The sequence below is a fragment of the Streptomyces sp. CB00455 genome (assembly GCF_001905445.1).
Taxonomy (GTDB): Bacteria; Actinomycetota; Actinomycetes; order Streptomycetales; family Streptomycetaceae; genus Streptomyces.
The window spans coordinates 147,875-173,400 of record NZ_LIVQ01000010.1 but is presented as its reverse complement, the minus strand read 5'-3'; the positions used below and the strand labels follow the sequence as shown (position 1 = coordinate 173,400).

Sequence of the window (25,526 nt, the reverse complement as noted above, 5' to 3'; positions counted from 1 at the left end):
CTCAGGCCCCGCCGAAGTACCGCTGTACGTCCCAGGCCATCCCCGCCTCGGCCCGGTCGTCGATCGCGAACTCGGCGAACGCGGCCGCAAGGAGTTCCGCCTCGCGCTCCGCCGCCGAGTCGTGGACCGATCGGAACCGGACCACCGCGCCCCCGTCGGGGGCGTGGCCGAGAGCGGACAGGGCCGGCTCGTCGTGCCGGTAGCGCTCGCCCTCGTGCTCGCACAGTATGTGGGCGAGCTCGTGCAGCACGATGTGGTCGCGGTGGGCGCCGACGGCCAGGTCCTGGACGATGACGACGTCGTCGTCGGTCCGGCACACCCAGACCCCCATCGGGCCCGGGATCGGCAGGCGCGCCTCGATCACCCTGATGGGTCTGCCGCGCACCGAGCCGATCTGGTCGCACAGCTCGTGGGCGGACGAATAGGGATCGAGCATCAGGGAGCGGACGTACTTGCGGCAGTCGCGCATGGTGCGCAGCCGGCCAGTGGTCAAGGGGTCTCCTCCATGGTGTCGAGGATCGCGATGAGCCGGTTCCTCAGCTCGGGCGTCATGCGGCCGGCGCGCAGGGCGATGTGGCGCACCTGCCGGTCCGCGAGCGCGCCGAGCCCGTCGGCCGTATCGGGTCCGTCCGCCGGGTCGGGGCCGTCGGCCGTGTAGGGGGCGGACGGTGCCTCCGGGGCGGCGCCGTGCCCCGGGTCGCTTCCGGTGGCGCCGGAGGTGAGCCAGTCGACGCTGATCTCCGGATGGCCCTCGGCCCGGTGGTCGTTGAAGAACCGGACGAGCGCCATCACCACGGCGATCGAGGGGTTGGTGTAGCGCCCGGACCGGAGCATCCCCAGGTAGCTGCGCGAGAGCCGGACCCCGTACCGGTCCTCGGAGCGGCTGATCAGGTCGGCGACCTCGCCCGTGCCGAACGTCTGCCACCGGCCTCGGTGATCGGTGAACCCGGCCACCGAGAAGAGGTGGTTGATCCGGCCGGTGAGGCTCTCACCGCCGCTGTGCACGCCCAAGGGGCCGCTCCGTTCGCCATGGCGTGTCGCCCTTGCCGGACCCTGCCGGGTGCGGCCGGGGCGGCTGCCGTCCGTTCGTCGGTTCGTACTCATCGCCCGGACCCCGCTCCCAGGGCCGACCGGGCGTGGTCGGCCACGGCTGACGCCTCCGCGTGCCCCAGTGGCCCTGAGCGGACGGCCGCCGCGTTGGCAAGGAAGTGCTCCGGCCGGGAGGTCGCCGTCAGGACGGTGGTGACCTGGGGGTGCGTGAGGACCCAGCGCAGCAGGGCTTCGGGCCAGCTGGTGCAGCCCAGTTCGCGGAGGAATCCTGCGGGCGGCGGCGCCGCCAGCAGCGCGCCTTCGCCGAACGGCCGCATCACGACCACGCCGATGCCGGCCTCGGCGGCGGCCGGGAGGATGTCCTCGGCCAGGGTGGGCTCCGCCGCGTTCATGTTGATCTGGATGAAGTCGACCAGGCCGGTGGCGATGACGTGGGCGAGGTCGGCTCGGCTGCCGCCGATGCCGAAGGCGTGGTCGAACTGGTAGGTGACGCCGGTGAACCGGACCCGCCCGGCCGCCTTCTGCCGCTCCAGCCAGTCCAGGTTGGCCTGCCATCCGTTGAGGTTGTGCACCTGGAGGAGGTCGATGGACGGGCGCGCGTAGCTCGCGAGCTGGCGGGCGAAGACGGCTTCGACCGCATCCGGTTCGGTGTCCCAGATCTTCGTGGCGACGAAGAACGAGGGGTCCTCGCGGAGTAGTCGGGCCAGGCGGGGTTCCGCGTCGGAATAGACCGGGGCTGTGTCCACCAGCCGGGCGCCGGCCGTGCGGGCGGCCGCCAGCAGGTCTGCCAGCCGGTCGGGGCCGATCCGGTCGATCGTCCGCCAGGTGCCCAGTCCGAGGACCGGGAGGTCGACGCCGGCCTTGCGGGCCGGGCGCCGGGGCACGGTCGAGGTCAACGGTGATCCCTTCGCTGCGAGAGGCCGGCGCAGGGGACGCGCCGGGTGTCGGGGCCCGAGGGGATCGTGAGCGGGGCCGGGAGGTCCCCTCAGGCGGAAGCCGCGCCCGCGCCGACCGGTTCCGCGTCCGGTGCGGGGCTGGTGATCTGGGTCGCGTCGAGCAGCCCGGGGAAACGGGCTTCGAGGTCGTCGCGCCGCAGGGTGATGATGCGGGTCGTACCGCGGACCTCGGTGTGCATGACCCCGGACTCGCGCAGCACCTTGAGGTGGTGCGAGAGCGTCGACTTGGCGATCGGGTAGTCGAGCTGTCCGCAGGAGCGGGAGCCCTCCACGTGCATGACGCGCGCGATGTCCCGACGGATGGGATCGCTGAGCGCGTGCAGCACCCGGTCCAGGGAGAGCTCACTCCGATCGGGGTGGTAGAGCGGGCTGCGCATGGGCGACCTTCTTCGTGTGGTGGGCACCGAGGCCGCGCCTTCCCGGCGGGTACCTCCAGGCCTGGCAGGTTCAACGTTCTACGATTATAGAAGCACCAAGCGGCCGGAGGAGAAGCGAGGGAACCCCGGATGCCCGTCGGCCGGTGTGCGGTGTGGGGCATCCGGCCTTCGGGGCGCGAGCGCGGGCTCACCCGCCGGGTACGAGCACGATCTTCCCTCCGACGCCGCCCCGCAGGGAGTGCGCAAGTGCCGCGCCGGCCTGCTCCAGTGGGTACCGGGCGGCCACGGGCAGCTCGAACGGGGCCGTGCCGAGCAGGTCCAGGGTGCTCGTCAGCTCCAGCGGGACATGCTCCAGGAAGGGGACCCCGCGCGCATGGGCGGCCGCGTCCGGGACGATCGTGACCCGCCGGGCGGCGTCCGCGACAAACCGGACGGCCGTCTCGGTGGGCTCCGGCCCGCCCGCGCAGTCGACGGAGGCATGGAACGGCCCGAGCTCCGCGAGGCGTTCCGACAGCCCCTGGCCGTAGCCGACCGGGGTCGCCCCCGAGGCGCGGACCAGGCCGTGGCGGGCGGGCGAGGCCGTGCCGACCACCTCGCCCGCGCCCAGCAGCAGGGCGAGTTGCACGACGGCCGCGCCCACGCCGCCGGATGCTCCGTGCACCAGCAGCCGTTCTCCGGGCCGCAGCCCCACCCGGCGCAGGGCCGAGTAGGCGGTGCCGGCGGCCACCGGCAGGACGGCGGCCTGTTCGTCGGTGAACCGGGCCGGTCGAAGGGTGAGTTCGTCGGCCTCCTGGGAGGCCGCGACGGCCTCGTACTCCCGGAACGTGCCGGGGCGGCCGTGCCGGATGACGTGATCGCCGGCCCGGAAGCGGCGCACCCCGGCACCGACCTCCACGACCACGCCCGCTGCCTCGACGCCGAGGCAGCCGCCGGGCAGGTCCATCGGGACGTACGCGCGGACCTCACCGGACAGGATCTTCCAGTCGATCGGGTTGACCCCGATCGCGGTGTACCGGACGACCACCTGACCGGGGCCGGCCACGGGATCGGGCACCTCGGCCGGGTACAGGACCCCGGGGTCCCCGTAGCGGTCGAAGAGGACGGCGGTGCTCACGCGGACGCCTCCTGCTTGGCGAAGGCTCCGGCCGCCGCATACACGAGGAGCGAGACCAGGTAGGCGGCGACGGTGAACCCGGCCACGCCCCAGAACCCCGTGACCTTGCCGAGGAGCACCCCTCCGACGGCGCCGCCGACGGTGGTGCCCACGTACATCGCGGAGTTGGAGAGCGAGGAGACGGTGCCCCGGGCGGTCTGGGTCTGCGACTGCAGGATGCTCATGAATACCGGGAAGATGCACCCGCCGACCATCATCACCAGGGCCAGCAGCGTCAGCGCGACCCCCAGGTTGGGGGACAGCGGAACCAGGCAGTACAGGGCGGCCATGGTCAGCACCCCGGTCAGCAGGGACCGGTACAGGCCCAGGCGCGCGACCAGGCGGCTGCCGAACAGGGAGCCGATCACGTTGCCGGCGCCCACCGCCATCATCGCGGTGCCGACGGAGGCGACGCCCAGGCCGAAGTCCTTGGTGAACCAGGAGCCGAGGAAGGAGATCGCCTCGAAGTTTCCGGTCTGGAAGACGAGGTAGCCCAGCAGGTACCAGCGCAGCCGGCCGGTGCCGAGCACCGTCTTGTAGGCGCCGAGGATGGCCTGTGCCCCGCTGCCCGCGCCGGGCCGGCCCGGGACGGACGGGAAGAGGCGGGCGAGCAGCAGCCACAGCGCCACCGAGAGGCCGCCGATGGCCCAGAAGGGCAGGTGCCAGGAGCCTGCGGCGAGCCAGCTGCCGAGGGGGATGCCGGCGAACTGGGCGATGGACAGGCCGGCGGTGGCGAAGCCCATGGTCCGGACGATCTCCTGGGGTTTCACCAGGACCGGGATGGACGCCCAGATCTGCGGGGAGACGAACGCGGCGCTCACGCCGGCGAGGAACCGGAAGAGGATCATCGTCCAGAACCCCTGCGCGAACCCGCACAGTGCGGTCATGACGATGAATCCGGTCAACCCGGCCAGCAGCACCCGGCGCCGGTCCCGCCCGTCGGAGATCGGGCCGGCGATCAGCGCGAAGACGGCGTAGCCCAGGGCGTAGGCGCTGACCATCCAGCCGGAGACGTCGGGGGAGACGTCGAAGGCGTGGGTCAGGGTCGGCAGCAGCGGGGCGACGAGGAAGGTGTCCGTCCCGATGACGAACATCGTGGCGAACGCGAGGAAGGCGACGGTCCGCGACGAGCGGACGGCCGGAGCGGGCGCCTGCGTCGCGCCGGTGGTGGAGGAGATTGGTGTGGTGGTCATGTCATCATCACCGCCCAGGAGCGGTTGAGTTTCCCTTCGAGCATGTGCAGTGCCTGTATCGCGATGAATCCCTCGTCGGTGGTCTCCGAGGGGGTGCCGGGTGCGCGGGAGAACCCTCCGTCGGCGCTCTGGCGAGTGGTGATCCACCGGACGCACGCCTCGGTGTCGGCCGGCAGCGCGCCCAGCATGTAGAGCCCGCCGATGGCGTGGTACGAGCCGACGAAGCTCTCCGCGCCGTCCGTCCGGTAGCGGAAGCCTCCGGCCCCGGTCTGCAGTCCGCGCAGCCACAGGACGGTCTCGTCGCAGTGCGGCGGGCGCAGGCCGAGGGCGATCAGGGCGCCGACGGCGCGGAAGGTCGCGAAGGTGTCGGACGGGGAGCCGGGCCGGTTGCCGTAGCCGCCGTCCGGGTTGCGGCACGCGAGCAGGTAGGCCACCAGGTCGTCCTCCCGCTCGGGGCGGGCGCCCAGGGCGACGAGGGTGAGGGTGGCGAGGTGGGAGTGCCAGGCGTCGCAGGGGAAGCCGGGCGCGTTGCCGAACCCGCCTTCCGGACGCTGGCAGGACCGGAGGAAGGCCACGCAGGCGTCCCGGTCGAAGTCGGGGTGGTCCGCGCCCCCCAGCACGACGGCCGTCAGCACCGCGCAGTAGGTGGTGAACGTCTCGGAGGGCAGGGCGGGTTGTTCTCCGAAGCCGCCGTCCGGGTTCTGTGTGGCGAAGACACCGGTGAGCACTCCGGGTGTGTTCGGTACCGGTTCATCCAGGGCCAGCAGGTCCGACACCACGTGGAGCACCGAGAAGGTCTGTGCGGTGCGGTCGGAGCGCAGGCCCAGCGGGGACCGGTACGGGGTGAGGCCGTAGCCCAGCCCGGAGGCGGTGGAGCGCAGCCAGCGCAGGTAGTGCCCGGTGTCGATGAGTCCTTCGGACAGCCGTCCGGTGGTGACGTGTCCCAGGTCGTTGTCGAACGGGTCCGGCTGCAAAGGCTCGACGAGCTCCGGCGCGGCGCCGGGGGCCACCACCCGGTCGCCCAGGACGGCCAGGGCCAGCAGCTGGGTGCGGGCGTGCTTGCCGTGGAAGGGGACGTAGGTGGTGTTGCCGACGGCGAAGGAGCCGGTGGTGCGCGGGGGCACCATGACGTGCCGTGCGAGGGGGACCGTCGGGTCGACAGGGGTGGAGAACCAGCTGCCCTGGCCGTGGAAGACACCGCCTGCCACGGGGTCGGTGTTCCGTTCCAGCTCGGCTTCGGCCTCTTGCGCGAGGGCCTTCAGAGCGGGCCCGTCGTCCGTGTCCGGGCCGTCGAGCGCGGCTGCGGTCCGCGCCGCCAGGGCGAGGAGGGCGTGGTCGGCGACGAACTTCGCGGGGAACGGCGAGTCGGGGCGGCCGTGCAGGGCTGCGACCGCGTCGACGCGCACCACCGAGTCGGCGGAGCTGCGGTCCCAGTAGCCGCCGGTGCCGACGTGCTGGTGGTGCTCGTGTACGTGGACCAGGATCCGGCCGGCCCGGTCCGCGGCGCCGGCGCGACCGCGCCGGTGGAGCGCCGCCCAGGCCAGGGCTGCCAGGGCGGCCGACCCGGTGCGGTGGCCGCGGAGTGTGTCCGGCGCCCCGCGCGGGGTCAGACAGTCCCAGACGGCGTCGCCGTGGGTGTAGCGGTCCAGCCGTTCGGCTGCCGCGTCGAGGAAGGCCGAACCCGTCTGCGGGTGCAGGGCGTCGGCCGCCAGGATCAGTACGGCGGTCTCCTGCAGCGGGCCGGCCTCGTCCAGGACCATGGTCGCGGAGCGGTCGAGCCGGGCCGGCCAGTCGTGGCGCAGGACCGCCTCGACGACGTGGTCGAGCCGCCTGCGGGCCTCGGTGAGCAAGGTGTCGTCGCCGCTCAGCGTCCCGGCCCGGTGCAGGGCCCAGGCGGCGAGTGCCTGTACGGAAGGGGTGCGGACGTCGCCGATCGGGTGGGGTGCGCCGGTGACGTCGAGCAGTTCGCGGGAGCCGGGCAGGTCCGGATCGTCGAACTCCCGCAGGGCGCGGGTGAGTCGGCGCGTCAGGTCGGTGTCGTCCGGACCGGGGAGGGTCAGGAGGGCCAGTGCGGCGTCCCGCAGGGTGCGGTCGGGGGCGATCACGTCGGCACGGTCGCGGCCGAGGACGGCCGGGACGCGTGCCTCTTCGTCGAGGAGGTGTTCCCGGACGAAGGCGCGGAGGGAAGGAGGACTGGTCATCGGGTTCCTTTGGATTCGGAGCGCGTGAGGGGCGCCCGCTCCCGAAGTTCGTTGTTCGAAGAAAATCGAAGTATCGGGAGCGTAGCAGAAGATCCGGTGCGACAGCACGGGGCAGGGGGAGTTGGGGCGGACGGAGCGTCAGGAACGCGACAGGGCCTGGCGGGGGCGGTCGGCGCAGGAGATGACCCCGGTGGTGAAGGACCCGGCCGGGACGTCGCGGACGACGACGGAGCCGGGGGCGACGACCGCCCCCTCGCCAAGCCGGCAGGGGCCGACGACCGTCGCCCCCGCGCCGATCACCACCCCCGCGCCGATCCGGACCGGCCCGCCCCGCCAGGGCAGGGAGCGACGGCTCAGGTCATGGCCGCTGGAGACGATCAGGGCGCCGTCCCCCACGTCGGCCTCCGGCCCGATGTCGATGCCGCCGGACCCTTCGAGGACGACCCCGGGACCGATCCGGACGCGCGCACCGACGCGCAGGCCCCCGCGCGGCGACGGGCCGTCGGGGCGGCCCATGGCGATCACCCCCGCACCCAGGCGCACATCGGGGCCGCCGGAGAGGGCCGCGTCGAGCAGGCCGCCCCCGGAGGAGGTCCAGTGGGCGGGCAGAGGCGCCCGCCCGGCGTCGGCGCGGCCCCGGACCCGGTCGAGGACGGCGGTGAAGTCGGGCGCCCCGTCCTCCTCCACCTCGCGACGACGCAGCACGCGCGCCGGGCGGCCCACGACGATCACGTCGGAGGGGACGTCCGCGCGCACGTGCGCCCCGGCAGCGACGACAGCCCCCGGACCGATGCGGACCCCGGGTTCCACCACGGCCCGCGCGCCGATCCAGGCGCCGGCTCCGATCGTGACGGGGGCGGCGCCCTCGCGTCCGATCCGGGCCAGTGAGGCGATCTGGCAGCCGCTCGCCACGCGGACCCCGTCCAGTCGACAGCGGAAGCCGACGAAGACCCCGCCCGCGAGGGCGGACCCGCCTATCGAGGTACCGAACCGGATCCAGGTGCCGGGCCCGACGGTCGTGGCGGGCGCCACCTCGGTGTCGCCCTCTATAAGCGCCGACGGCGCCAGGGAATGTTCCATGCAGCCGGAAACTAGTGTTCCCCGGTCAGCTTCGCAACCCGCCGCCCGAGTTTCTGCCCGCCTTTCCGGAGCGGCTCATCCGGTATCGAAACTTTTCACATCGACGCCTCTTGGGGGAATGCTGAATTCCACTTCAGCTTCCCAAGTGCGAACTTGACGAAGCCATTGCCCTTCGCGCGGCCACGGCCACACCCCGTTGACCTCGCCCTTGGCTAGTATAGTGTTGCGCAGGCATGTTCGACGTTCTACGATCATGGGACATCGCCTCCCGGCCTGGCTTGCGTCCAGGTCGGGAGTGCACGGGGGCAACGAAAAACATCGGAGAGGCGATATCGTCACGCCCTCCCTCCTTTCCGCATTTCTCCGGACGGCGCCACGCGCCGCGGAATATCGAGTGACACCGTCGAAGGGCGGATACATTTCATGCACGTATTGGTGACCGGTGGCGCTGGTTTCATCGGCGGAAATTATGTGAGAAGACTTCTCGACGGCCGGTCGGAGCTGGCGGTCGACCGCGTGACCGTGCTCGACAAGCTGACGTACGCGGGCAACCTCGCCAACCTCGCCCCGGTGGCGGATCACCCCGGGCTGCGGTTCGTCGAAGGTGACATCGCCGACCCGGACCTCGTCCCCCGCCTGCTCGCCGATGTGGACGCGGTGGTCAATTTCGCCGCCGAGACCCACGTCGACCGTTCCATCCAGGACCCGGCGGAGTTCGTCCGTACCAATGTCCTCGGCACCCAGAACCTGCTGGACGCCGCGCGCACCGCGGGCCTGGCCAGATTCGTCCACATCTCCACGGACGAGGTCTACGGATCCATCGACGAGGGCGCCTGGACCGAGGAGTGGCCCCTGGCCCCCAACTCGCCCTACGCGGCTGCCAAGGCCGGGGCCGACCTGCTGGCCCTGGCATACACGCGGACGCACGGGCTGAACCTCTCCATCACGCGCTGCAGCAACAACTACGGCCCGTACCAGTTCCCCGAGAAGGTCATCCCGCTCTTCGTCACCACTCTCCTGCGGGGCGGATCGGTGCCGCTGTACGGCGACGGCCTCAACGTCCGCGACTGGCTGCACGTCGACGACCACTGCCGGGGCATCGACCTCGTCCTCGCCAAGGGCGAGTCCGGGCAGGTCTACAACATCGGCGGGGGCAGGGAACTGACCAACCTGCGCCTCACCGAACTGATCCTCGACGCATGCGGCGCCGACTGGTCCGCCGTCCGCCGGGTCGCCGACCGCAAGGGCCACGACCGCCGCTACGCCTTGGACGACTCCAAGCTGCGGGCCCTCGGCTACCGCCCCGAGGTCGCCTTCGAAGACGGCCTCGCCGAGACCATCACCTGGTACCGGGAGCACACCGACTGGTGGCGCCCCCTTCTCGCCGTCGCCCCGGGTGTCCGCACCGGCGACCCGAGCACGACCACCGAGGCCGGCTGACGGCCCGTCCCACCTCACCCACCCCGGGCCCCGCGCCCGGTGAACCGGCGTCCTGCGCCAAGCGCCTCGAAGGGGGAACCATGCGCGGCATCATCCTCGCCGGCGGCTCCGGCACCCGCCTGCGCCCACTCACCAGTGTGCACTCCAAGCAGTTGCTGCCCGTCTACGACAAGCCGATGATCTACTACCCGCTGTCCGTGCTCATGCAGGCCGGCATCACCGAGATCCTGGTCATCTCCTCTCCGCAGCACCTCGACACCTACCGGGCGCTCCTCGGTGACGGCGAACGCCTCGGCGTCTCGCTCACCTACACCGTGCAGCACAAGGCCGGCGGCATTGCCGAGGCCCTCACCCTGGGCGCCCGGTTCGCGGACGGTCAGGACATCTGCCTCATCCTCGGAGACAACATCTTCTACGGGCACGGGCTGCCCGACATGCTCCGCGCGGAGGCCGGACGCCTCGACGGCTGCACCCTGTTCGGCTACCCGGTCAGCGACCCGGAACGGTACGGAGTGGCCACCGTCGACGAGGGGGGCACCATCGTGGGCCTCGAGGAGAAGCCCGCCGCGCCCGCCTCCAACCTCGCCGTCACCGGCCTGTACATGTACGACGGCGACGCGGTGCGCCGGGCCGCCGGGCTCACCCCCTCCGACCGCGGCGAGCTGGAGATCACCGACCTCAACCTCACCTACGTCCGCGAGGGCCGGGCCCGCCTGGTCAACCTGGGACGCGGCACGGCCTGGTTCGACACCGGCACCCACGACAGCCTGCTGGAGGCCGCGATGTTCGTGCAGGTGCTGGAGAAGCGCCAGGGCATCCGGATCTCCTGCCTGGAGGAGGTCGCCTACCGGATGGGCTACATCGACCGCGAGCAGCTGGCCCTGCTCGGCAAAGAGCTCTCCCCCTCATCCGGCTACGGGCAGTACGTGATGGAGCTGGCGAGCGCCTGAGCCCCCGGCCGAGCCCCCTCCGTTCCCCGCCCCTCCACTCCCCCGCGCCCTCGTCCCACTGCCCCGCGCCCCCCACTGCCCCGCGCCCCGTCCCGCAGCAGGCCGCGGCCCTGCCGCCAGGCTCGTCATGACATGCCGGGTTCCCGCCCGGCCGGTCGGACCTGCCCGTTCCCACCCCGAAAGGTGCCAACAGATGAAGGTCCTCCACTTGCCGGCCGAGACCGGCACCGGCCACAACATGCGGGCCCTCGCGGTGGCCGCGAAAGTGCGCACGCTGTTCCCCGAAGCGCAGCAGCACGCGTACCTCGGTTCCAAGAGCGCTCTGTTCACCCCGATGTTCGAGGCCCTCGGCGTGCATGTGCACACCGCCTCCGACCAGCAGGACCACGCCAACACCTCGCAGCTCACCCGCCACTTCGACTGGACCTCGTACGTCACCGGCTACCTCAACCGGACGTTCATCAGCGGCGACCGGATGCTCGCCGCGGTCGCACTGATCGGCTCCGTCCGGCCTGATGTGGTCGTCAGCGACTACAACGTCGCCGCGTGCCTGGCGGCCGAGATCTCCGGCGTCCCCTACGTCCTGGTCACCGAGCGCTACGACTTCACGCTCGGCCAGATCGACAACGCCACGCTCCTGGAGGCCGGCTTCGAACTCGACGACCCCGAAGAGGTCAACGCCATCCGGACCTCGCTGACCACCCTCTTCGGCTGGGTGACCCGGCGCGCCCGCGCTGTCCTCACCGACAAGCCCAGCGTTCCCGCACTCGACCGGGGCACACCGGTGTTCGACGCCATCGCGGCCGGAAACGGCCACGTCGTCGGCCCGATCGTCCGCGACGAATGCGCAGCCGACCCGGCACCGCGCGCCGAGATCGACGCCCGCTTCGGCCTGCAGGGCACCGACTACGCCATCGTCGGCTTCGGCGGCACCACCATGTTCACCGAGAACAAGGAGCGGCTGCTCGGTCACTACCTCACCGCCTTCGAGAAGCTGCGCGTCGACCACCCGACGGCCCGACTCGTCGTGATCGGCCGCCAGACCTTCACCGAGGAGCGGGACGGAGTCGTCTTCGTCGACTACGTCGCCGACTGGCACTCCCTGGTCAAGCACGCCAAGGTCATCCTTTCGCCCCCCGGCTGGCTCTCGGTCACCGAGCTCGCCGTGATGGACGCCCCGGTCGCCTACGTGCTCAGCGGACGGGACGAGTATCACGAGCGGGAGGCCATGACCCGGCTCGACCACCTCGGATACACCACGGCCACCGAGCCCGATGCCGAGACGCTGCTCACCATCCTGCGCACGGCCTTCGACGAACCGGAGAACTTCCGTGCCCGGGCCGCGGAGGCGTCCCGGGCCATCGCGCCGACGGGCAACGGGGCCGAGGCGGCCGCGAAGCTGATCGGCCAGGTGGTGGCCGAGACCTCTGCCTTCCGGGAGCCCGCCGAAGTGCTCTGACCCTCCGCCGTCCCGGCCGTACGCACCGCCATGTCCGCGCCACCCCACCCCACGCACAGCCACGCCACGATGACCACCACCGACCCAAGGGTGTTTCGATTGTCCGCGTACCCCGAATTCGCCGAGCCCCCCGCGCTGCCGTCCGCGACCCGCATGATGCTGCGCAACGAAGGCTCCACGACCGTGCTGCTGCAATCACTCATGGACTCCCCGCTTTCGGCCGAGGTACTGCCCGGCCCCGACCCGGCCGCGCTGCGGGCCTCCGGTCACCTCACCGATGTCTTCGGGGCCGGCCCCCACCCGCAGCTGCGGATCCGCCGATCCCGCCTGCGCGACCGTGCGGGGTCCGTGGTCAGCGAAAACCTGATCACCTTCCGCCAGACCGACGCCGCCCACGTCATACCCCGGGACGACACCCCCTTCGGCCTGCACACGCGCAGCCTGGGTCTGTACGAACGCCGCCGGATCCTCGCCACCGGCCTCACCGTCGAACCGTTCGGCCTGCTCCCCGCCGGCGCGCCCGGCCGTGCCTACGAGATCGCCTTCTCCAACCACGCCACGGTCCTCGTGCACGAGGTCTTCAACCCGCGCTTCGTGACCACCACGACCGAGGCGGGGACGGGGTCCCGCGCCGCCCTCCCCGACCACCAGCCCCGTTGGCCCGACCCCAGGGAGACGGCCCGCGTCCGGCGGGTCCTCGCCCACGCCGACCCGCTCGTCCCGATGGCGGAAGCCCGCGCCCTGCGGGCCGAACTCGCCGGCCCTGCGTTCCTGCTCCAGGGCGGCGACTGCGCCGAGACCTTCACCGACAACACCCCCCGCGCCGTACGCAACCGTGTCGACCTGCTGCGCGCCATGTCCGAGCGGATCGCCCAGGCCTCCGGGACCCGGGTCGTCACCGTGGGTCGGATCGCCGGCCAGTACGCCAAGCCGCGCTCGTCATCCGTCGAACGACGCGGCAACACCTCCCTGCCCTCCTACCTCGGTGACGCCGTCAACGCCGCCGCCTTCACCGCCGCCGGCCGGGTCCCCGACCCGGGCAACCTGCTGCGCGCCTACCGCGAGTCGGCCAAGACCCTCTCCTTCCTGGCCGGATCGGGGGTCTACACCTCCCACGAAGCCCTGCTCCTCGACTACGAACTCCCCCAGACCCGCACCTCACCCGTCGACGGCGCCCGCTGGTCCCACTCCGGTCACCTGCTGTGGATCGGTGAGCGCACCCGGTCCCTCACCGGCCCGCACATCGAGTTCGCCTCCGGCATCGCCAACCCGATCGCCGTCAAGGTCGGCCCCGGCTGCACTCCTGACGAACTCCTCGCCCTGCACGCGGCCTTGAACCCGGACAACGTCCCCGGCCGGCTCACCTTCGTCCTTCGGATGGGCCGGGCCCTGGCCTACGAGCGTGCCCGGGAACTGCTCACCGCGGCTTCGACCGTCGGGCTGGCCGACCGTTTCGTCAGCGACCCCATGCACGGCAACGGCGTCACCAGCCCGGGTGGGGTCAAGACCCGCACCATGCGGGCTATCGAAGAGGAACTGCGCGGCTTCTTCGCCGCCTGCCGGGAGACCGGGACGCCTCCCGGTGGTGTGCACCTGGAGCTCTCGGGAGACGACGTCACCGAGTGCGTGGACGTGGACATCGACGACACCTGGCTCGGACACCGCTACCACACCGTGTGCGACCCCCGCCTCAACCCGTCCCAGTCCCTCCACCTGGCCGACCTGATCGCAACCCTCCTCGTCACCACCACCCCCGCCCTCAGCCTCACCACCTGAGCGGACACCGGGGCGACGCCGAACGGCGGGCGGTCGGGAAGGCCGGTACCCCACGGCCCCGGCTGCCCGTCCCGGCCCCGTCCCTCCCGCCGGCCCCACCTCGACCCAGAAAGGCACCCGCCCATGCGCGGAACCATCCTCGCCGCAGGCTCCGGCAACGTCCTGGCACCGGCAGGCGCCGCGTGACGACCAGTCGAGTCCTGGGCGGGCGGGGGGCAGCCGTCGCGGCGGCCCCCCGCCCGGCCCCCCGCCCGGCCCGCCGTCGTGCCCTCGTCGTGCCGGCCCTGTGCTGGCTCGTCGTCCTCTTCGACGGCATGGACGTCAACGTCTACGGGGCGGTGATGCCGCGTATGCTCGCCGACCCCGGGCTGGGCCTGACCCCCGCCGTCGCCGGGACCGTCGGCAGCTGGACCACCTTCGGCATGCTCATCGGGGCCCTCGCCGCGGGCAACCTCACCGACTGGGCCGGCCGTCGGCCGGTGATCGTCGGCTGCACCCTGCTGTTCTCGGCCGGATCGGCCCTGTGCGCCGTTGCGCAGGGCGTCGATGCCTTCGGGCTGGGGCGGTTCGTCACCGGCCTCGGCCTCGGCGGGGTCATGCCCACCTGCCTGAGCATGGTGATGGAGTTCGCGCCGGGCGCCCGGGCCGCCCTGACCGCCGGGGCGCTGATGACCTCCTACCACGTCGGCGGCATGCTCGCGACCGTCCTGGGCCTCACCGCGGCGTCCGACGGCGGTTGGCGCTCGGTGTTCTGGGCCGGGGCCGTGCCCGCGCTCGTGGCCGTGCCGCTGCTGCTGTGGCTGCTGCCCGAGTCTCCGGCCGTCCTGCTCGCCAGGGGGCGGACAGCGGAGGCCCGCAAGCTGGCACGACGTTACGGTCTGCGGCCACCGCACGCCGCCACCGCGCCGGCGGCCGGGCTCCGGGCCCGCTGGCACACTGCCCTGACCCTGTTCCGCGGCGCCGGCCGGAGGGGCACCCCGCTGCTGTGGACCGCGTCCTTCTGCGGACTGCTGCTGGTCTACGGCGTGAGCACCTGGCTGCCGCAGCTCATGCGGGCGGCAGGATACGGCCCCACGTCCTCGGTCGTCTTTCTCCTCGTCATCAACGCGGGCGGGATCGCCGGCATGGTGATCGCGGGCGCCGTCGCCACCCGCTTCGGAGCCGCCCGCGTCTCGGCGGTCTGGTTCCTGCTGACCGCGGCCGGCGCCCTGCTGCTCTCCGTACGGCTGCCACTGCCCGTCACCTACGTGGTCGTCGCCGTCACCGGCATCTGGCTGTTCAGTGCCCAGGTCATGGTGTACGCCACCGTCCCCACCCTCTATGCGGCTCCGCAGCTCGCCGCGGGCATGGGCTGGGCCACCGGAATCGGCCGTCTCGGCGCGGTCGTCGGCCCCGCACTGGGCGGGGCCGTCGTTGCCAGGGGGGCGCAGCAGTGGGCCTTCGTCACCTTCGCCGCGGCGGGCCTGGTCGGCGCCCTGGCGATCCACCTCGCAGGGAAGAGCTCATGCCCATCGGACAGTTGAACCGGATCGTTCGCGCTGAAACAGCCCCGGTCCACGACGGGGTCATGGTCCTGATCCGGGAGGCACGATGAGCAGGCTGCGCTGGCTGACCGCCGGTGAGTCGCACGGCCCGGCACTGGTGGCCACACTGGAGGGCCTCCCGGCCGGCGTCCCGGTGACCACCACCCTGGTGGCCGCCGACCTCGCCCGGCGCCGGCTCGGCCACGGCCGCGGCGCCCGGATGAGGTTCGAACAGGACGAGGTCACGCTCCTGGGCGGTGTCCGCCACGGTCTCTCCCTCGGTTCACCGGTGGCGGTCATGGTCGCCAACACGGAGTGGCCGAAGTGGCAGCAGGTCATGTCGCCCGATCCGGTGGATGGTGCGGCCTTCCGGAACGGGACGGGCCGGGGCGCCCCGCTGACCCGTCCCCGCCCGGGCCACGCCGACCTGGCCGGTATGCAGAAGTACGGCTTCGACGACGCCCGCCCGGTGCTGGAACGCGCCAGCGCCCGGGAGACGGCGGCCCGTGTCGCGCTCGGGGCGGTCGCACGCTCCTTCCTGCGGGAGGCGGCCGGCATCGAGGTCGTGTCGCACGTGGTCGAACTGGCCTCGGCCAAGGCCCCGTACGGTGCGTACCCCACCCCGGCGGACGTGCCGGGACTGGACGCGGACCCGGTGCGCTGCATGGACCCGGCCGCATCCAGGGCGATGGTCGTGGAGATCGACCGGGCCCACAAGGACGGCGAGACCTTGGGCGGAGTGGTGGAGGTGCTCGTGTACGGCGCCCCGGTCGGTCTCGGCTCGCACGTCCACTGGGATCGCCGCCTGGACGCCCGCCTGGCCGGGGCCCTGATGGGCATCCAGGCGATCAAGGGCGTCGAGGTGGGGGACGGTTTCGCCCTGGCCCGCGTCCCGGGCTCGCGGGCTCACGACGAGATGGTCCCGACACGGGAGGGCATCGCCCGCACGACGTCCCGCGCGGGCGGCACGGAAGGCGGGCTGACGACGGGCGAACCGCTTCGCGTGCGCGCCGCGATGAAGCCGATCGCAACGGTCCCGCGCGCCCTGGCCACGGTCGACGTCGCCACAGGCGAGGCGGCAGCGGCTCACCACCAGCGTTCGGACGTGTGCGCCGTCCCGGCGGCCGGCATCGTCGCGGAGGCCATGGTCGCCCTGGTCCTGGCCGATGCGGTGGTGGAGAAGTTCGGCGGCGACTCGCTCGCCGAGACCCGCCGCAACGCACGCGCCTACCTGGAGGGCCTGCGCATCCGATGACGCCCGCAGCTTGGACGGCCTGCTCCTTCGGCAGTGGGGCTCACAGGCTGCGGGCGGTGATGTCGCCGTAGGCGGTGGTCGCGTGGATGTTCAGGGCAGGGGCGCCGTCGGCGTTCCGGAGGGAGTTGTGGATCCGGCCGTAGGCGGTGCCGGCGTCCAGGGAGGCGCAGACTCCGCGGGCGGCGCCGACCGAGATGTCGCCGGCCTCGGTGCGCAGCACGACCGTGCCGCGCACGGCCTCGGTGACGCGGAGGTCGCCCTTCTGGGTGCTGATCTGCGCGGGGCCGCCCAGACGGCCGACCGAGACGTCACCGGCGAGGAGGGTGAGGCGGGCGCCGTCGGTTTCGTCGAGCTTGACCGAGCCGTGCGCGCCCTCGAAGGCGACGTCGCCGAGCCGTCCGACGCCCCGGAATTCGGCGCTGGCCGCCTTCGCCTCGATGCGGGAACCGGCGGGCAGCTGGATGGTCACCTCGACGGATCCGGAGGTGCCGAGGATCCGGTTCTTCGCCGCGGGGGCCTCGATCCGCAGGACGCCGTCGCCGTAGCCGACGGTGATCCGCTCCGCCGCCTTCACGTCGCGGCCGTTCGAGGCATCCGCGGGCAGGACCTCGACCGTGGTGTCGGCCCGGTCGGCGGCGATGAGCCGGATGCGGCCCGCCGGGATGTCGAGGACGGCGGAGACCGGGGCGGGGGTGCTGAACTTCTGCATGGTCTTTTCCTTCGGCTCGTTCTTTCTGATAGCCAAAACGCTACGTTGCTTTCACTGAGTCGGCAACGACCATATTGCTTCCCGTAGTGGTAACGCCAGGTCAGGGCAGGAAAGTTGTTGCAATGCGTCTGGCGTTTAATGCAACACCGGTCGGCTGCCCATTGCAATGGACGACGAGTGAACGCTAAGCTCGCAGTCCGCCGGACCGTACGGGAACGAAGACGAAGGAGACCGCGATGCCGGGAGGCAGGCTCACCCAGCAGGAACGCCAGCAGATCGCGCTGGGGGTGGCCGACGGCCTCGCCTACGCGGAGATCGCCCGACGTCTCGACCGCCCGACCTCCACCGTCACCCGTGAGGTGATGCGCAACGGCGGCCCCACCGCCTACCGCGCCGATCTCGCCCATCGCGCCACCGAACACCGCGCCCACCGGCGCAGGAAGCCGGCGCCCCGGGGGCCGGAGGTGCTCCAGCAGCCCTACGGGCGTGACCCCGAGGCCGTGCGCGAGTACGAGGAGGTGTTCACCAGCGTCCAAATGGCCTCGGGCATGCCGAAGATGATGGCGCGGGTGATGGGCTGTCTCACCCTCACCGACTCCGGCAGCCTCACGGCTGCCGAACTCGTCCAGCGCCTCCAGGTCAGCCCGGCGTCCGTGTCCAAGGCCGTCGCCTTCCTCGAAGGCCAGGGCCTCATCCGCCGGGAACGGGACGAACGCCGCCGTGAGCGCTATGTCGTCGACGACGACGTCTGGTACCAGTCGATGATGGCCAGCGCCCGCTCCACGGCCCAGCTCGTCGAGACCGCGCGGCAGGGTGTCGGCGTCCTCGGCGCCGACACCCCGGCCGCCGTCCGGTTGGAGAACATCGCCCGCTTCCTCGACTTCGTCTCCGAGAGCATCGCCCGCGCCGCGGAACAGGCCCGTGAGATCCTCCACACGAAGGCCGCGCCGCCGTCGGGCGACACCGGGCCGGGTCCGACGCGCGGATAGCCGGTCCGGCGTTCGTGCCCGCCCGCCAGTACTAGGACCGCGTCGCCCTCCCGCAGCCGTCCCCGGAGGACTCGCCGCGCCCGACCGGCGCGCTGCGGTCGTACGGGTCGATCTGCGTGCCGGCCCCGTCCGCACGGCGGTCCGCGCCGAAGGGCGGGGTGAAGTAGCCGGTGGGGGCGCCGCAGCCGCCGTTGGTCATGTCGTACTTGTACGAGACGATCGAGAACGTACCCGGCTCGGTGATCACCTTGCCGGGGTCGTCCCAGCTCAGGACCAGCTCGCGCCGGACGATCGTGCGCACGATCTCGTCGTCGCCGCCCGCCTCCGCGCGGGTGACCGGGTAGACGAAGGTGACGTCGGCGGTCACCTGGAGCGCGCCGCGCTCGCCCTCCTGGTAGGTGAGCCGGCCCCGGGTCTTCACGACGTCGCCGACCAGGTGGGTGCGGGAGGGCTGGAAGCGGCTGAAGAGGAGGAGGGGGTCGTTCTTCTCGCTCGGGTTTCGGAAAGCGGTTTCCAGCAGGTCTTGGACGTCCTTCTGGTGCGGGTTGATCAGTGCGATCGCCTTCTCGGGGCGCTCGCCCCGCAGCACCCCGGCGTCCAGGCCGGACGCGACGAGGAAGTCCCGGCTGCGGGCGAGGGCACGCTCGACCTCGGCCTCGCTCATCCAGCCGACCGCCCCGGCCTTCGGCACGGTGATCCCCTCCGCTCCGCTCGCCCAGCCCGCAGCCGGCGAACCGCGGAACGGCTCGTCCATGGTGGGGCGTTGGGCCGCCTCCGCCGGGGGTGCCTGGGTCGGGCGGGCGGTTTCGACCGCCGGCGGCGGGGAGGCGGCGCCGGCGAACAGGTCCACCATCCGCCCCGGCGCGAGCGCCACCACCAGCAGCAGCGCCAGTGAGGCCAGCAGCCCGAGCACGTACCAGCCCCTGCGCCGCTTGGGCCGCGCGGGCGTGTAGCTGCGCCAGGCCTCCGGACCGCGGCCGGGCTCCGCGCGCAGCCGCTTCGCCACGTCGCGGGCCCGCGCCGACGGCTCCTTGGGCGCGTCGGCGGCACCCGCCACCGACTCGCGCAGAAACCGCTCCCACTCCTCGTCGGACCTGGACGAGCCGTCCGGCTCCGTACCCGTTCCCATCCCCATCCCCCTGGCAATTCCGTAGACCGCGGCCCACTCCCCTGGGACGCATCCGCATCATGGCACGGAGCGCTGACGGCGAAGACGGCCGGGCGGGCCCCGGAGATCGCGTTGGCCGGTGCCGTCGGGACTTCGGTGTTCGGGTGCCGGGCTGGGCTGGGCAGGGCTGGGCAGGGGTGACATGGCTGTGGCCCGCCCCCTTCGAAGGGGGCGGGCCACAGAAGCGGGTTGGTGTCGTGCGGCTACCAGCGGTACCAGCGGCCGCTGCTGCCCTTGGGACGGGCAACGAAGCCGATGAGCCACAGGATCAGCACCGCGATCGCGACCCACCAGAGGATCTTCACCGCGAAACCGGCACCGAACAGGATCAGAGCGAGCAGAAGAACAAGAAGCAGGGGAACCATGATTATCAACCTCCGAGGCACCTAGTGCCCGGCCACCCTGCGTGCATGCATTCGAATTTTACGTGTTTCTTATTTCGGCAGGTGGGCAGGAGAGTGCGCCCGCGTTGGCGGCTTTTCCGACGCTTCACCGCCGGTGGGTGCACGGCATACGCAAGTGGCCCGGAACGCGGTGCGTTCCGGGCTGCGTGCAGCGGAGCGGGAGGGGCAGGCCGGGCCTTCTCAGGCCGCGGCGGAAGCCTGGGGGGCGGCAGCGGCGGCGCGGCGGTATTCGGCGTTGATGCGCTGGGCTTCTTCCAGCTGGTCTTCGAGGATGACGATGCGGCAGGCCGCCTCGATCGGGGTGCCCTGGTCGACGAGTTCGCGGGCGCGGGCCGCGATGCGCAGCTGGTAGCGGGAGTAGCGGCGGTGTCCGCCCTCGGAGCGGAGCGGGGTGATGAGGCGGGCGTCCCCGATGGCGCGCAGGAAGGCGGGGGTGGTGCCGAGCATGTCGGCGGCCCGGCCCATGGTGTAGGCGGGATAGTCGTCGTCGTCGAGACGGCCGAACGAATCGTCTGCTGTCATCTGCACCTCGTCGCGTAAAGGGGATGCGGGCGTACGTTGAGGGGCCCTGGTGCCATTGGCACCAGGGCCCCGAAGGAACTGCTACACCATCTGCCGGCCCTGGTACTGCGCCGGCCCTCTGTTTCCGCACACCCGACCTGAACACTGCCGGGAATACGGGGATCGCGGATGCGTGACCGGAGACCACCTCACTATCGATGTCCTGCGGTACCCAGGCTTCCTACTGACCGCCCGGGCGATCCTGATGGCGCTCGGCCCCTCCGTTCTTCCCTCGGTGATCAACTACTGTCTACTGCTTACTACTGGTACTACCTGCACTGCTGTTACCACTGATACTGCTCGTGACCTGACCCAGCGTCACGCTCCGGCAGCCAGCCCCGTCGCCCATCCTGCATCTGCTCTGGCTTAGAACCCCACTGCCGAACCTCCCGGTGCGCGCGCCCGCAGCCGACGCCTTCACCGAGGTACTGCACACAGACTCCACTGCGAGTACTGCCAACTCGGTACTGCTCTCGGCAGCCCCTCATCACCGCGGGCCACCCGGTCCGGCAGTCAGTCCCGTCGCCGTCCTGCAACAACCCTGGCTCCGACACTCCACCACCGCACCGCACTGCACACTGCAACAACCTGTACTGCGGGTACTACTGCCCGGCAGTTCATCTCTGCCGAGCCCTGCTGTCTCTCTGGGCTACGAGAGAAACCATAACCAGAGAAGCGGGCAATGTCTACTCCAGCCGGTACAGATTTTCCTGGTCGTGTCGGAGAGGTAATCGGATGCCGGCCTGCCCCGTCGGGGCTGCCCTGGCCGCGAGGCGAGGCGGGATGCCGCGTCGCGGCCCAGGGCCGGGGGGAGCGGGTCAGGCGGCGGCCAGGCGCAGCTGGGCCTGGCCGAAGAGGAGTGCGTAGCCGCCCGGGAGCCGCTGGAGGATGCGGGCGAGGAGGTCGGGGCCGGCGAGGGCGGAGACGACGGCGAGGACGGCGCCGGTGTCCCAGCGGGCGGTGGCCGGTGTCGCGCCGGTGCGGGCGGCCAGGTCCTTGACGAAGCCCCAGCCGGTGAGCTGTCCGGTGTCGGGTGCGGACGAGGTCAGGGCGAGGCCCGCTTCGGCGGGGAGGCGGGCGGCGAGGTCGAGGCGTTCGTCGTCGGGCAGCTGCCGGCCGAGTGCGGTGAGGACGGTGCGGACGGCTTCCCCGGCTCGTTCGCGGGTGGGGTAGGAGCCCTCGTAGCGGACGTGTTCCAGCATCTGGTCGAACGTCATGGCCGCGCGGGAGCGTTCCGGGCGGGTCTGGTCGTGCATGACGGGTGCCGGCCTTTCTCTGGCAGGACTCGGAAGGGGCCGGGCTTGCCCGGCCGGGGTGGTCAGACGGGCTGGGGGTGGCCGAAGAGGAGGTCGTAGCCGGGAGGGAGCTGGAGAAGGACCTCGCGGGTCAGCACGTCGCCCGCTGCGGCGGCGACGGTGGACAGGACCGCGCCGATGTCCCACAGGGCCGTCTTCTCGGTGGCCCCCTCGATCCAGGCCGCGGTCGCGCGGACGAAACGCTCGGGCGTCAGCGGCTCTTCGGCCTGCAGCGGGTTGAGCAGGATCAGGGCGTACGCCTCCGGCAGCCGGGCCGCGAGCTGGGCGCGCACCGTCCCGACCAGGTGGGCACCCAGCAGGGCCAGGACGACGCGGGCCACCCGCTCGGCATCCTCGCGCGTGTCGTACTGGCCGCGTTCTTGGATGTGGGCCAGGAACGATTCCCGACGCATCGACATCACGACACCTCCGAACAAGGGGAGGGGGGTCCGATCCCCTGTCCTCCGCCACGGTGAAAGCCGGTCAGCTGGTGAGCCTCGGTCAGCCTGTGCCTGGACGTGGGCCGGAAGCGGATCGCGGTGTCGGCGTCACGTCACCTCCGCACGGGGGGAGGCAGAGGGGGGCGCGGGAGACCGGGGTGCCGGAGGGGGATCGGTTCCCCCGGTCCTCCGCCGCATGGGGTGGTGCTGGTCAGCCCGCGATCTGCTTGGGGCTGTCGGTGCGGCCGATACTGATCTTGCGGGGCTTGGCGCGCTCGGCGATCGGGATGCGCAGGGTCAGCACACCCGCGTCGTAGTCGGCCTGGATGCGCTCGGTGTCCAGGGTGTCGGCCAGGACGATCTGGCGCGAGAAGACACCGAAGGGCCGCTCGGAGAGGTCCATCTGCACGCTGTCGGCCTTGGCGGCCGGGCGGCGCTCGGCCTTGACGGTCAGCATGTTCCGCTCGACGTCGATGTCGATCGCCTCGGTGCTGACGCCGGGAAGGTCGAACGTGATCACGTAGTCGTCGGCCTCGCGGTGGGCGTCCATCGGCATGACCGACGGCTTCGACCAGGTCCCCGACGTACCCGACAGCTGCTGGACGATGCGGTCCATCTCGCGGAACGGGTCAGTGCGCATCAGCATCGCGAAACACCTCCGGTTGGTTCAGGCAGGAACTGCCCATGCGCTTCAACGTGTTTCCGTTGTAGCATGTCATCCAAACGATGACAAGCCAGCTGTCAGCCAGAGGATGACACTACGGAGAACGCCATGCACGAGGCCGCACAGCCGACCGACCCGGTCCCCTTCAACGCCGCCGCAGCCGCTCTGGAAACCATCGGCCGGGCCATCGAGGACGCCCGGCAAGCGCCCCCGCGAACACCGACGACCGCCGGCCGGCCGGCCGGGCCGGATTCCGGCCCGGACCCGGCCCTGGCCGCACTGGCCAGGCTGCGCGAGACCCGTGAGCAGCTGGCGGGCTGGGAGAGCGGACTGATCGAGACCGCCCGGGGCCGGGGTGCGAGCTGGGCTGACCTCGCCGCGCCTCTCGGGGTCGCCAGCCGCCAGGCCGCGGAACGCCGCTACCTCCGCTCCCGCCCGGGAGCAGCCGGAAGCACCGGCGAACAGCGTGTGCAGGCCACCCGCAGCACGCGCGCCGCGAACCGCACCGTGGCTGCCTGGGCCCGCGGCAACGCCGCCGAACTGCGCAGGCTCGCGGGCCAGGTCACTTCCCTCACCGGCCTCCCGGCCGACGCCCAGGGAGCTATCGGTGAGCTGAACACAGCGCTCGCCGACAACGACGCGGCCCGCCTCCTCGGGCCGCTGGCCGACGCCCGGCCCCACTTGCGGCCCGAGGACGCCGAGCTCGCCGGCCGCATCGACGCGATGACCCGCCACACCGACCGGCTCCGCCGGGACAGCCACGACCAGCGCGGCACCTGACCCGTCACCGTCACCGGCCCTCCCCGCTCGCCCCGGCGGGTCAGGAGCCGGTTCGGGCGCAGGAGTCGGACGTGCTCCGGGTGGGCGAAGGGGTGGGAGTCGGGGTCGGGCTGGGAGTCGGGGTCGGGGTGGGGCTCGGGGTCGGGGCCGGGTTCGGTGTGGACGATCCGTCCGTCGACGAGGGGGAGGAGGGGAACCCGAAGCGGCGGCCGAGGTCGGTGAAGATGATGGACTCCGGTTCGCGGGCGTACGCCGCCTGCCGCACGGTTCCGCGGTCCTGGAGGCCGGCGTGGGGGATGAGCCGGTCGGCGGCGTGGGCCGGGCCCGGCAGGCAGTCGCCGGACGTCCCGAGGAAGGGGTCTCCCGCCAGGATCGCGGCCAGCGTCAGTCCCGCCACCCCGGTCGCTGCGGCCAGCGGACGTAACGCCGGACGTAACGCCGGGCGCGGCGCGGGCTCTCCGCGCGGCCGCCACGACCGGCCGCCGCGTGGAGGCGGAGCGCCGGAACCGGTGGCGACCACCGGGGTGTGCGGTCCTTCCCCTGTCCCCTCCCCTTCCCCCGGTTCCCTCCCCCTCCCCTTCCCCGTCCCCTCCCCCTCTTCTCCTCCTGGCAGCCCGTGGGCCCGTTCGGCTTCCAGGCGGGCATGGTGCAGGAGTTCTTCGGCGTGGCGGCGGGCCCGGGCGCGTACGCGCGCGGCCTCGGTTTCCGCTTCGGCGCGGATGCGGACCGCTTCGGCGCGGGCGTCCTCCCGGACGGCCTCGGCTTCTTGAGCGGCGTCGTCCAGGGTCTGCCGCACGGTGGCGCGGAGGCGTCTGCTCGCGGGCTGGGCCTGGCGCTGGAGGAGTTTGACCTCCTGCCAGCGGCCGCGCCAGTCGTCCACGAGAACGGGGTCGGCCCGCAGACGGGCGGCAGGCGGATCCACCTCCCGGGGAGCGGTGACGACCCGGACGAATTCGAGCAGTGCCTCCAGGGAGGTGAAGCGCTTGCCGGCGAGTATTTCGTTCAGGCCCGCCTTGGTCAGCTTCGGACGCACCGAGGCGCCGGCCATGGTCGCGTAGGACGGCGCGCCGTTGGCGATGTGCAGCCGGTTCAGTTCCTCCGTGAACTGGCGCAGCGCGTCCTCGAACGCGGTGATAGCGGTGGCGTCGTGCGGCTCGATCCCGGGATCTTCGTATGTCACCGGCTCACCCCCCTTGTCCGGAAACCAACGCTAGAGGGGCCCGGTGGCGTACGTACGCGGAATCTGCCGAACGTTGTCGAACGCCCGGCGGCGTTCGGGATCAGGGCGGATCCCCTGGTGGCAGGACGGGTGTCGTCCGGGTCCATGCGGGCCCGTACGGATCACTGGGATCCCGATCCGGCAGCCGCTCTCCTTGAGGCATGACACACGACGACGCGACACCCCGGACACCCGGCCCCGCACGGCCCCCCGTGGAGGAACCGGCCACGCCCCCCGACGCGAACCGGCACGGCAACCGCGACAGCATCGTGCTGATCGCTCTCCTCGCCACCTGTGCGGGCATCTACCTCGCCGTCGGGGAGGCGGGCTTCGCCGGCGTCGTCAGCGCCGTCGCCGGGCTCTACGGCACCTGGCGCACCCGCCGCTGACCCGCCCCGCGGTGCCGGAGTCAGTGGATGACGCTGAAGCTGCGCCAGGGGCGGCTGACGGGGGCGGTCACGTCCGAGAGGGTCGTGGCGACGTAGGTGCCGTCCTGTCCGTCGCGCTTCTCGCACCGCTCGTTGCCGTACAGGACGACGTCGACGAGGGTGTTGTTCACCACGTGGGTGGCTCCCCGGGGAACGGCGATGCGGTGGCATCCCGTGACCAGGGTGTTGGAGTACGTGATCTCCGCCGCCGCGTCGTTGCCGCGGAAGGTGAGCGTCCCCACGGTGCTCCGGCCCATGCCCGAGCAGGCGGTGGCGGTGAGCAGCAGTGCTGCGGCGCCGGTGATGACGCCGATACGCCGGCTGTGGGACATGGCGCGGTCCTCGTCTGTGCGGTGATGGGCTGGCCTTGGGCACAGACTGCCCCGGCGCAGGGCGGACGGCATCCGGTGCGCGTCTGCACGGGCGACACCGGGGCCGGTGCGGGCGGGTTCAGGG

The 25,526-nt window shown here is 72.1% G+C and carries 26 protein-coding genes; 9 read left to right on the top strand and 17 right to left on the bottom strand.

What is annotated here, in order from left to right:
* Nucleotide 1: 1 nt before the first annotated feature.
* The 8 genes from AMK16_RS30550 to AMK16_RS36800 form a co-directional block, all read right to left on the bottom strand.
* Nucleotides 2-493 (bottom strand): hypothetical protein, encoded by a 492-nt coding sequence (locus AMK16_RS30550; RefSeq protein ID WP_073920567.1) that lies wholly within the window; start codon nucleotides 491-493, stop codon nucleotides 2-4.
* Nucleotides 490-1,011 (bottom strand): hypothetical protein, encoded by a 522-nt coding sequence (locus AMK16_RS30545; protein WP_073920566.1) that lies wholly within the window; start codon nucleotides 1,009-1,011, stop codon nucleotides 490-492. Before AMK16_RS30545 ends, AMK16_RS30550 begins: the two co-directional genes overlap by 4 nt.
* An 89-nt stretch (nucleotides 1,012-1,100) precedes the next feature.
* On the bottom strand, nucleotides 1,101-1,946 hold the full coding sequence (locus tag AMK16_RS30540) for an aldo/keto reductase (protein ID WP_073920565.1): 846 nt from the start codon (nucleotides 1,944-1,946) through the stop codon (nucleotides 1,101-1,103).
* 89 nt (nucleotides 1,947-2,035) lie between these two features.
* Entirely contained in the window at nucleotides 2,036-2,383 is a 348-nt protein-coding gene (locus AMK16_RS30535; RefSeq protein WP_073920564.1) for an ArsR/SmtB family transcription factor, read from the bottom strand.
* 187 nt (nucleotides 2,384-2,570) lie between these two features.
* The gene (locus tag AMK16_RS30530; RefSeq protein WP_073920563.1) at nucleotides 2,571-3,497 is read right to left on the bottom strand and encodes an NADP-dependent oxidoreductase; all 927 of its coding nucleotides are present in this window, start codon (nucleotides 3,495-3,497) and stop codon (nucleotides 2,571-2,573) included.
* On the bottom strand, nucleotides 3,494-4,729 hold the full coding sequence (locus AMK16_RS30525) for an MFS transporter (RefSeq protein WP_073920562.1): 1,236 nt from the start codon (nucleotides 4,727-4,729) through the stop codon (nucleotides 3,494-3,496). Before AMK16_RS30525 ends, AMK16_RS30530 begins: the two co-directional genes overlap by 4 nt.
* Entirely contained in the window at nucleotides 4,726-6,930 is a 2,205-nt protein-coding gene (locus tag AMK16_RS30520) for a prenyltransferase/squalene oxidase repeat-containing protein (protein ID WP_073920561.1), read from the bottom strand. Before AMK16_RS30520 ends, AMK16_RS30525 begins: the two co-directional genes overlap by 4 nt.
* A gap of 138 nt (nucleotides 6,931-7,068) precedes the next feature.
* Entirely contained in the window at nucleotides 7,069-8,010 is a 942-nt protein-coding gene (locus AMK16_RS36800) for an acyltransferase (RefSeq protein ID WP_073920560.1), read from the bottom strand.
* Nucleotides 8,011-8,433: 423 nt separating this feature from the next.
* Here AMK16_RS36800 and rfbB point away from each other — a divergent pair, with 423 nt between their 5' ends.
* From rfbB to aroC, 6 genes are all read left to right on the top strand, one after another.
* A complete protein-coding gene (gene rfbB, locus AMK16_RS30510) occupies nucleotides 8,434-9,450 on the top strand; it encodes a dTDP-glucose 4,6-dehydratase (RefSeq protein WP_073920559.1) in 1,017 nt (338 codons plus the stop codon).
* Between the two features lie 80 nt (nucleotides 9,451-9,530).
* The gene (gene rfbA, locus AMK16_RS30505) at nucleotides 9,531-10,400 is read left to right on the top strand and encodes a glucose-1-phosphate thymidylyltransferase RfbA (RefSeq protein WP_073920558.1); all 870 of its coding nucleotides are present in this window, start codon (nucleotides 9,531-9,533) and stop codon (nucleotides 10,398-10,400) included.
* A 193-nt stretch (nucleotides 10,401-10,593) separates the two neighbouring features.
* Complete coding sequence (locus AMK16_RS30500; RefSeq protein ID WP_073920557.1) at nucleotides 10,594-11,859, top strand: hypothetical protein; 1,266 nt, start codon at nucleotides 10,594-10,596, stop codon at nucleotides 11,857-11,859.
* A 69-nt stretch (nucleotides 11,860-11,928) separates the two neighbouring features.
* Nucleotides 11,929-13,635 (top strand): 3-deoxy-7-phosphoheptulonate synthase, encoded by a 1,707-nt coding sequence (locus AMK16_RS30495; protein WP_242439002.1) that lies wholly within the window; start codon nucleotides 11,929-11,931, stop codon nucleotides 13,633-13,635.
* Between the two features lie 182 nt (nucleotides 13,636-13,817).
* Complete coding sequence (locus tag AMK16_RS30490) at nucleotides 13,818-15,158, top strand: MFS transporter (RefSeq protein WP_242439001.1); 1,341 nt, start codon at nucleotides 13,818-13,820, stop codon at nucleotides 15,156-15,158.
* 67 nt (nucleotides 15,159-15,225) lie between these two features.
* Nucleotides 15,226-16,413 (top strand): chorismate synthase, encoded by a 1,188-nt coding sequence (gene aroC / locus AMK16_RS30485; RefSeq protein ID WP_073920556.1) that lies wholly within the window; start codon nucleotides 15,226-15,228, stop codon nucleotides 16,411-16,413.
* Nucleotides 16,414-16,453: 40 nt separating this feature from the next.
* Here aroC and AMK16_RS30480 read toward each other — a convergent pair whose 3' ends face one another.
* Nucleotides 16,454-17,122, bottom strand: coding sequence for a DUF4097 family beta strand repeat-containing protein (locus AMK16_RS30480; protein ID WP_073920555.1), 669 nt, complete (start codon nucleotides 17,120-17,122; stop codon nucleotides 16,454-16,456).
* A 236-nt stretch (nucleotides 17,123-17,358) separates the two neighbouring features.
* On the opposite strand from AMK16_RS30480, the gene AMK16_RS30475 reads away from it, so the two are divergent.
* Nucleotides 17,359-18,111: a GbsR/MarR family transcriptional regulator gene (locus tag AMK16_RS30475; protein ID WP_073920554.1), complete on the top strand. Its 753-nt coding sequence runs from the start codon at nucleotides 17,359-17,361 to the stop codon at nucleotides 18,109-18,111.
* A 31-nt stretch (nucleotides 18,112-18,142) separates the two neighbouring features.
* Here AMK16_RS30475 and AMK16_RS30470 read toward each other — a convergent pair whose 3' ends face one another.
* The 6 genes from AMK16_RS30470 to AMK16_RS30445 form a co-directional block, all read right to left on the bottom strand.
* Nucleotides 18,143-19,240, bottom strand: a complete 1,098-nt coding sequence (locus AMK16_RS30470) for a hypothetical protein (RefSeq protein WP_073920617.1) — start codon at nucleotides 19,238-19,240, stop codon at nucleotides 18,143-18,145.
* A gap of 242 nt (nucleotides 19,241-19,482) precedes the next feature.
* Nucleotides 19,483-19,644, bottom strand: coding sequence for a hypothetical protein (locus AMK16_RS30465; protein WP_030964779.1), 162 nt, complete (start codon nucleotides 19,642-19,644; stop codon nucleotides 19,483-19,485).
* Nucleotides 19,645-19,863: 219 nt separating this feature from the next.
* Nucleotides 19,864-20,205 (bottom strand): MerR family transcriptional regulator, encoded by a 342-nt coding sequence (locus AMK16_RS30460; RefSeq protein ID WP_073920553.1) that lies wholly within the window; start codon nucleotides 20,203-20,205, stop codon nucleotides 19,864-19,866.
* A gap of 857 nt (nucleotides 20,206-21,062) precedes the next feature.
* Complete coding sequence (locus AMK16_RS30455; protein WP_073920552.1) at nucleotides 21,063-21,500, bottom strand: DUF2267 domain-containing protein; 438 nt, start codon at nucleotides 21,498-21,500, stop codon at nucleotides 21,063-21,065.
* Nucleotides 21,501-21,562: 62 nt separating this feature from the next.
* On the bottom strand, nucleotides 21,563-21,958 hold the full coding sequence (locus AMK16_RS30450) for a DUF2267 domain-containing protein (RefSeq protein ID WP_073920551.1): 396 nt from the start codon (nucleotides 21,956-21,958) through the stop codon (nucleotides 21,563-21,565).
* A gap of 232 nt (nucleotides 21,959-22,190) precedes the next feature.
* Nucleotides 22,191-22,625: an Hsp20/alpha crystallin family protein gene (locus AMK16_RS30445; protein ID WP_073920550.1), complete on the bottom strand. Its 435-nt coding sequence runs from the start codon at nucleotides 22,623-22,625 to the stop codon at nucleotides 22,191-22,193.
* 126 nt (nucleotides 22,626-22,751) lie between these two features.
* Here AMK16_RS30445 and AMK16_RS30440 point away from each other — a divergent pair, with 126 nt between their 5' ends.
* Complete coding sequence (locus AMK16_RS30440; RefSeq protein ID WP_073920549.1) at nucleotides 22,752-23,423, top strand: HSP18 transcriptional regulator; 672 nt, start codon at nucleotides 22,752-22,754, stop codon at nucleotides 23,421-23,423.
* A 40-nt stretch (nucleotides 23,424-23,463) separates the two neighbouring features.
* On the opposite strand, the gene AMK16_RS36795 is transcribed toward AMK16_RS30440, so the two are convergent.
* Nucleotides 23,464-24,603 (bottom strand): hypothetical protein, encoded by a 1,140-nt coding sequence (locus tag AMK16_RS36795; RefSeq protein WP_073920548.1) that lies wholly within the window; start codon nucleotides 24,601-24,603, stop codon nucleotides 23,464-23,466.
* A 200-nt stretch (nucleotides 24,604-24,803) separates the two neighbouring features.
* Between AMK16_RS36795 and AMK16_RS36025 the strand changes: the two genes are divergently transcribed.
* The gene (locus AMK16_RS36025) at nucleotides 24,804-25,031 is read left to right on the top strand and encodes a hypothetical protein (RefSeq protein ID WP_143196911.1); all 228 of its coding nucleotides are present in this window, start codon (nucleotides 24,804-24,806) and stop codon (nucleotides 25,029-25,031) included.
* A 20-nt stretch (nucleotides 25,032-25,051) separates the two neighbouring features.
* On the opposite strand, the gene AMK16_RS30430 is transcribed toward AMK16_RS36025, so the two are convergent.
* The gene (locus tag AMK16_RS30430) at nucleotides 25,052-25,402 is read right to left on the bottom strand and encodes a hypothetical protein (protein ID WP_073920547.1); all 351 of its coding nucleotides are present in this window, start codon (nucleotides 25,400-25,402) and stop codon (nucleotides 25,052-25,054) included.
* Nucleotides 25,403-25,526: the final 124 nt, after the last annotated feature.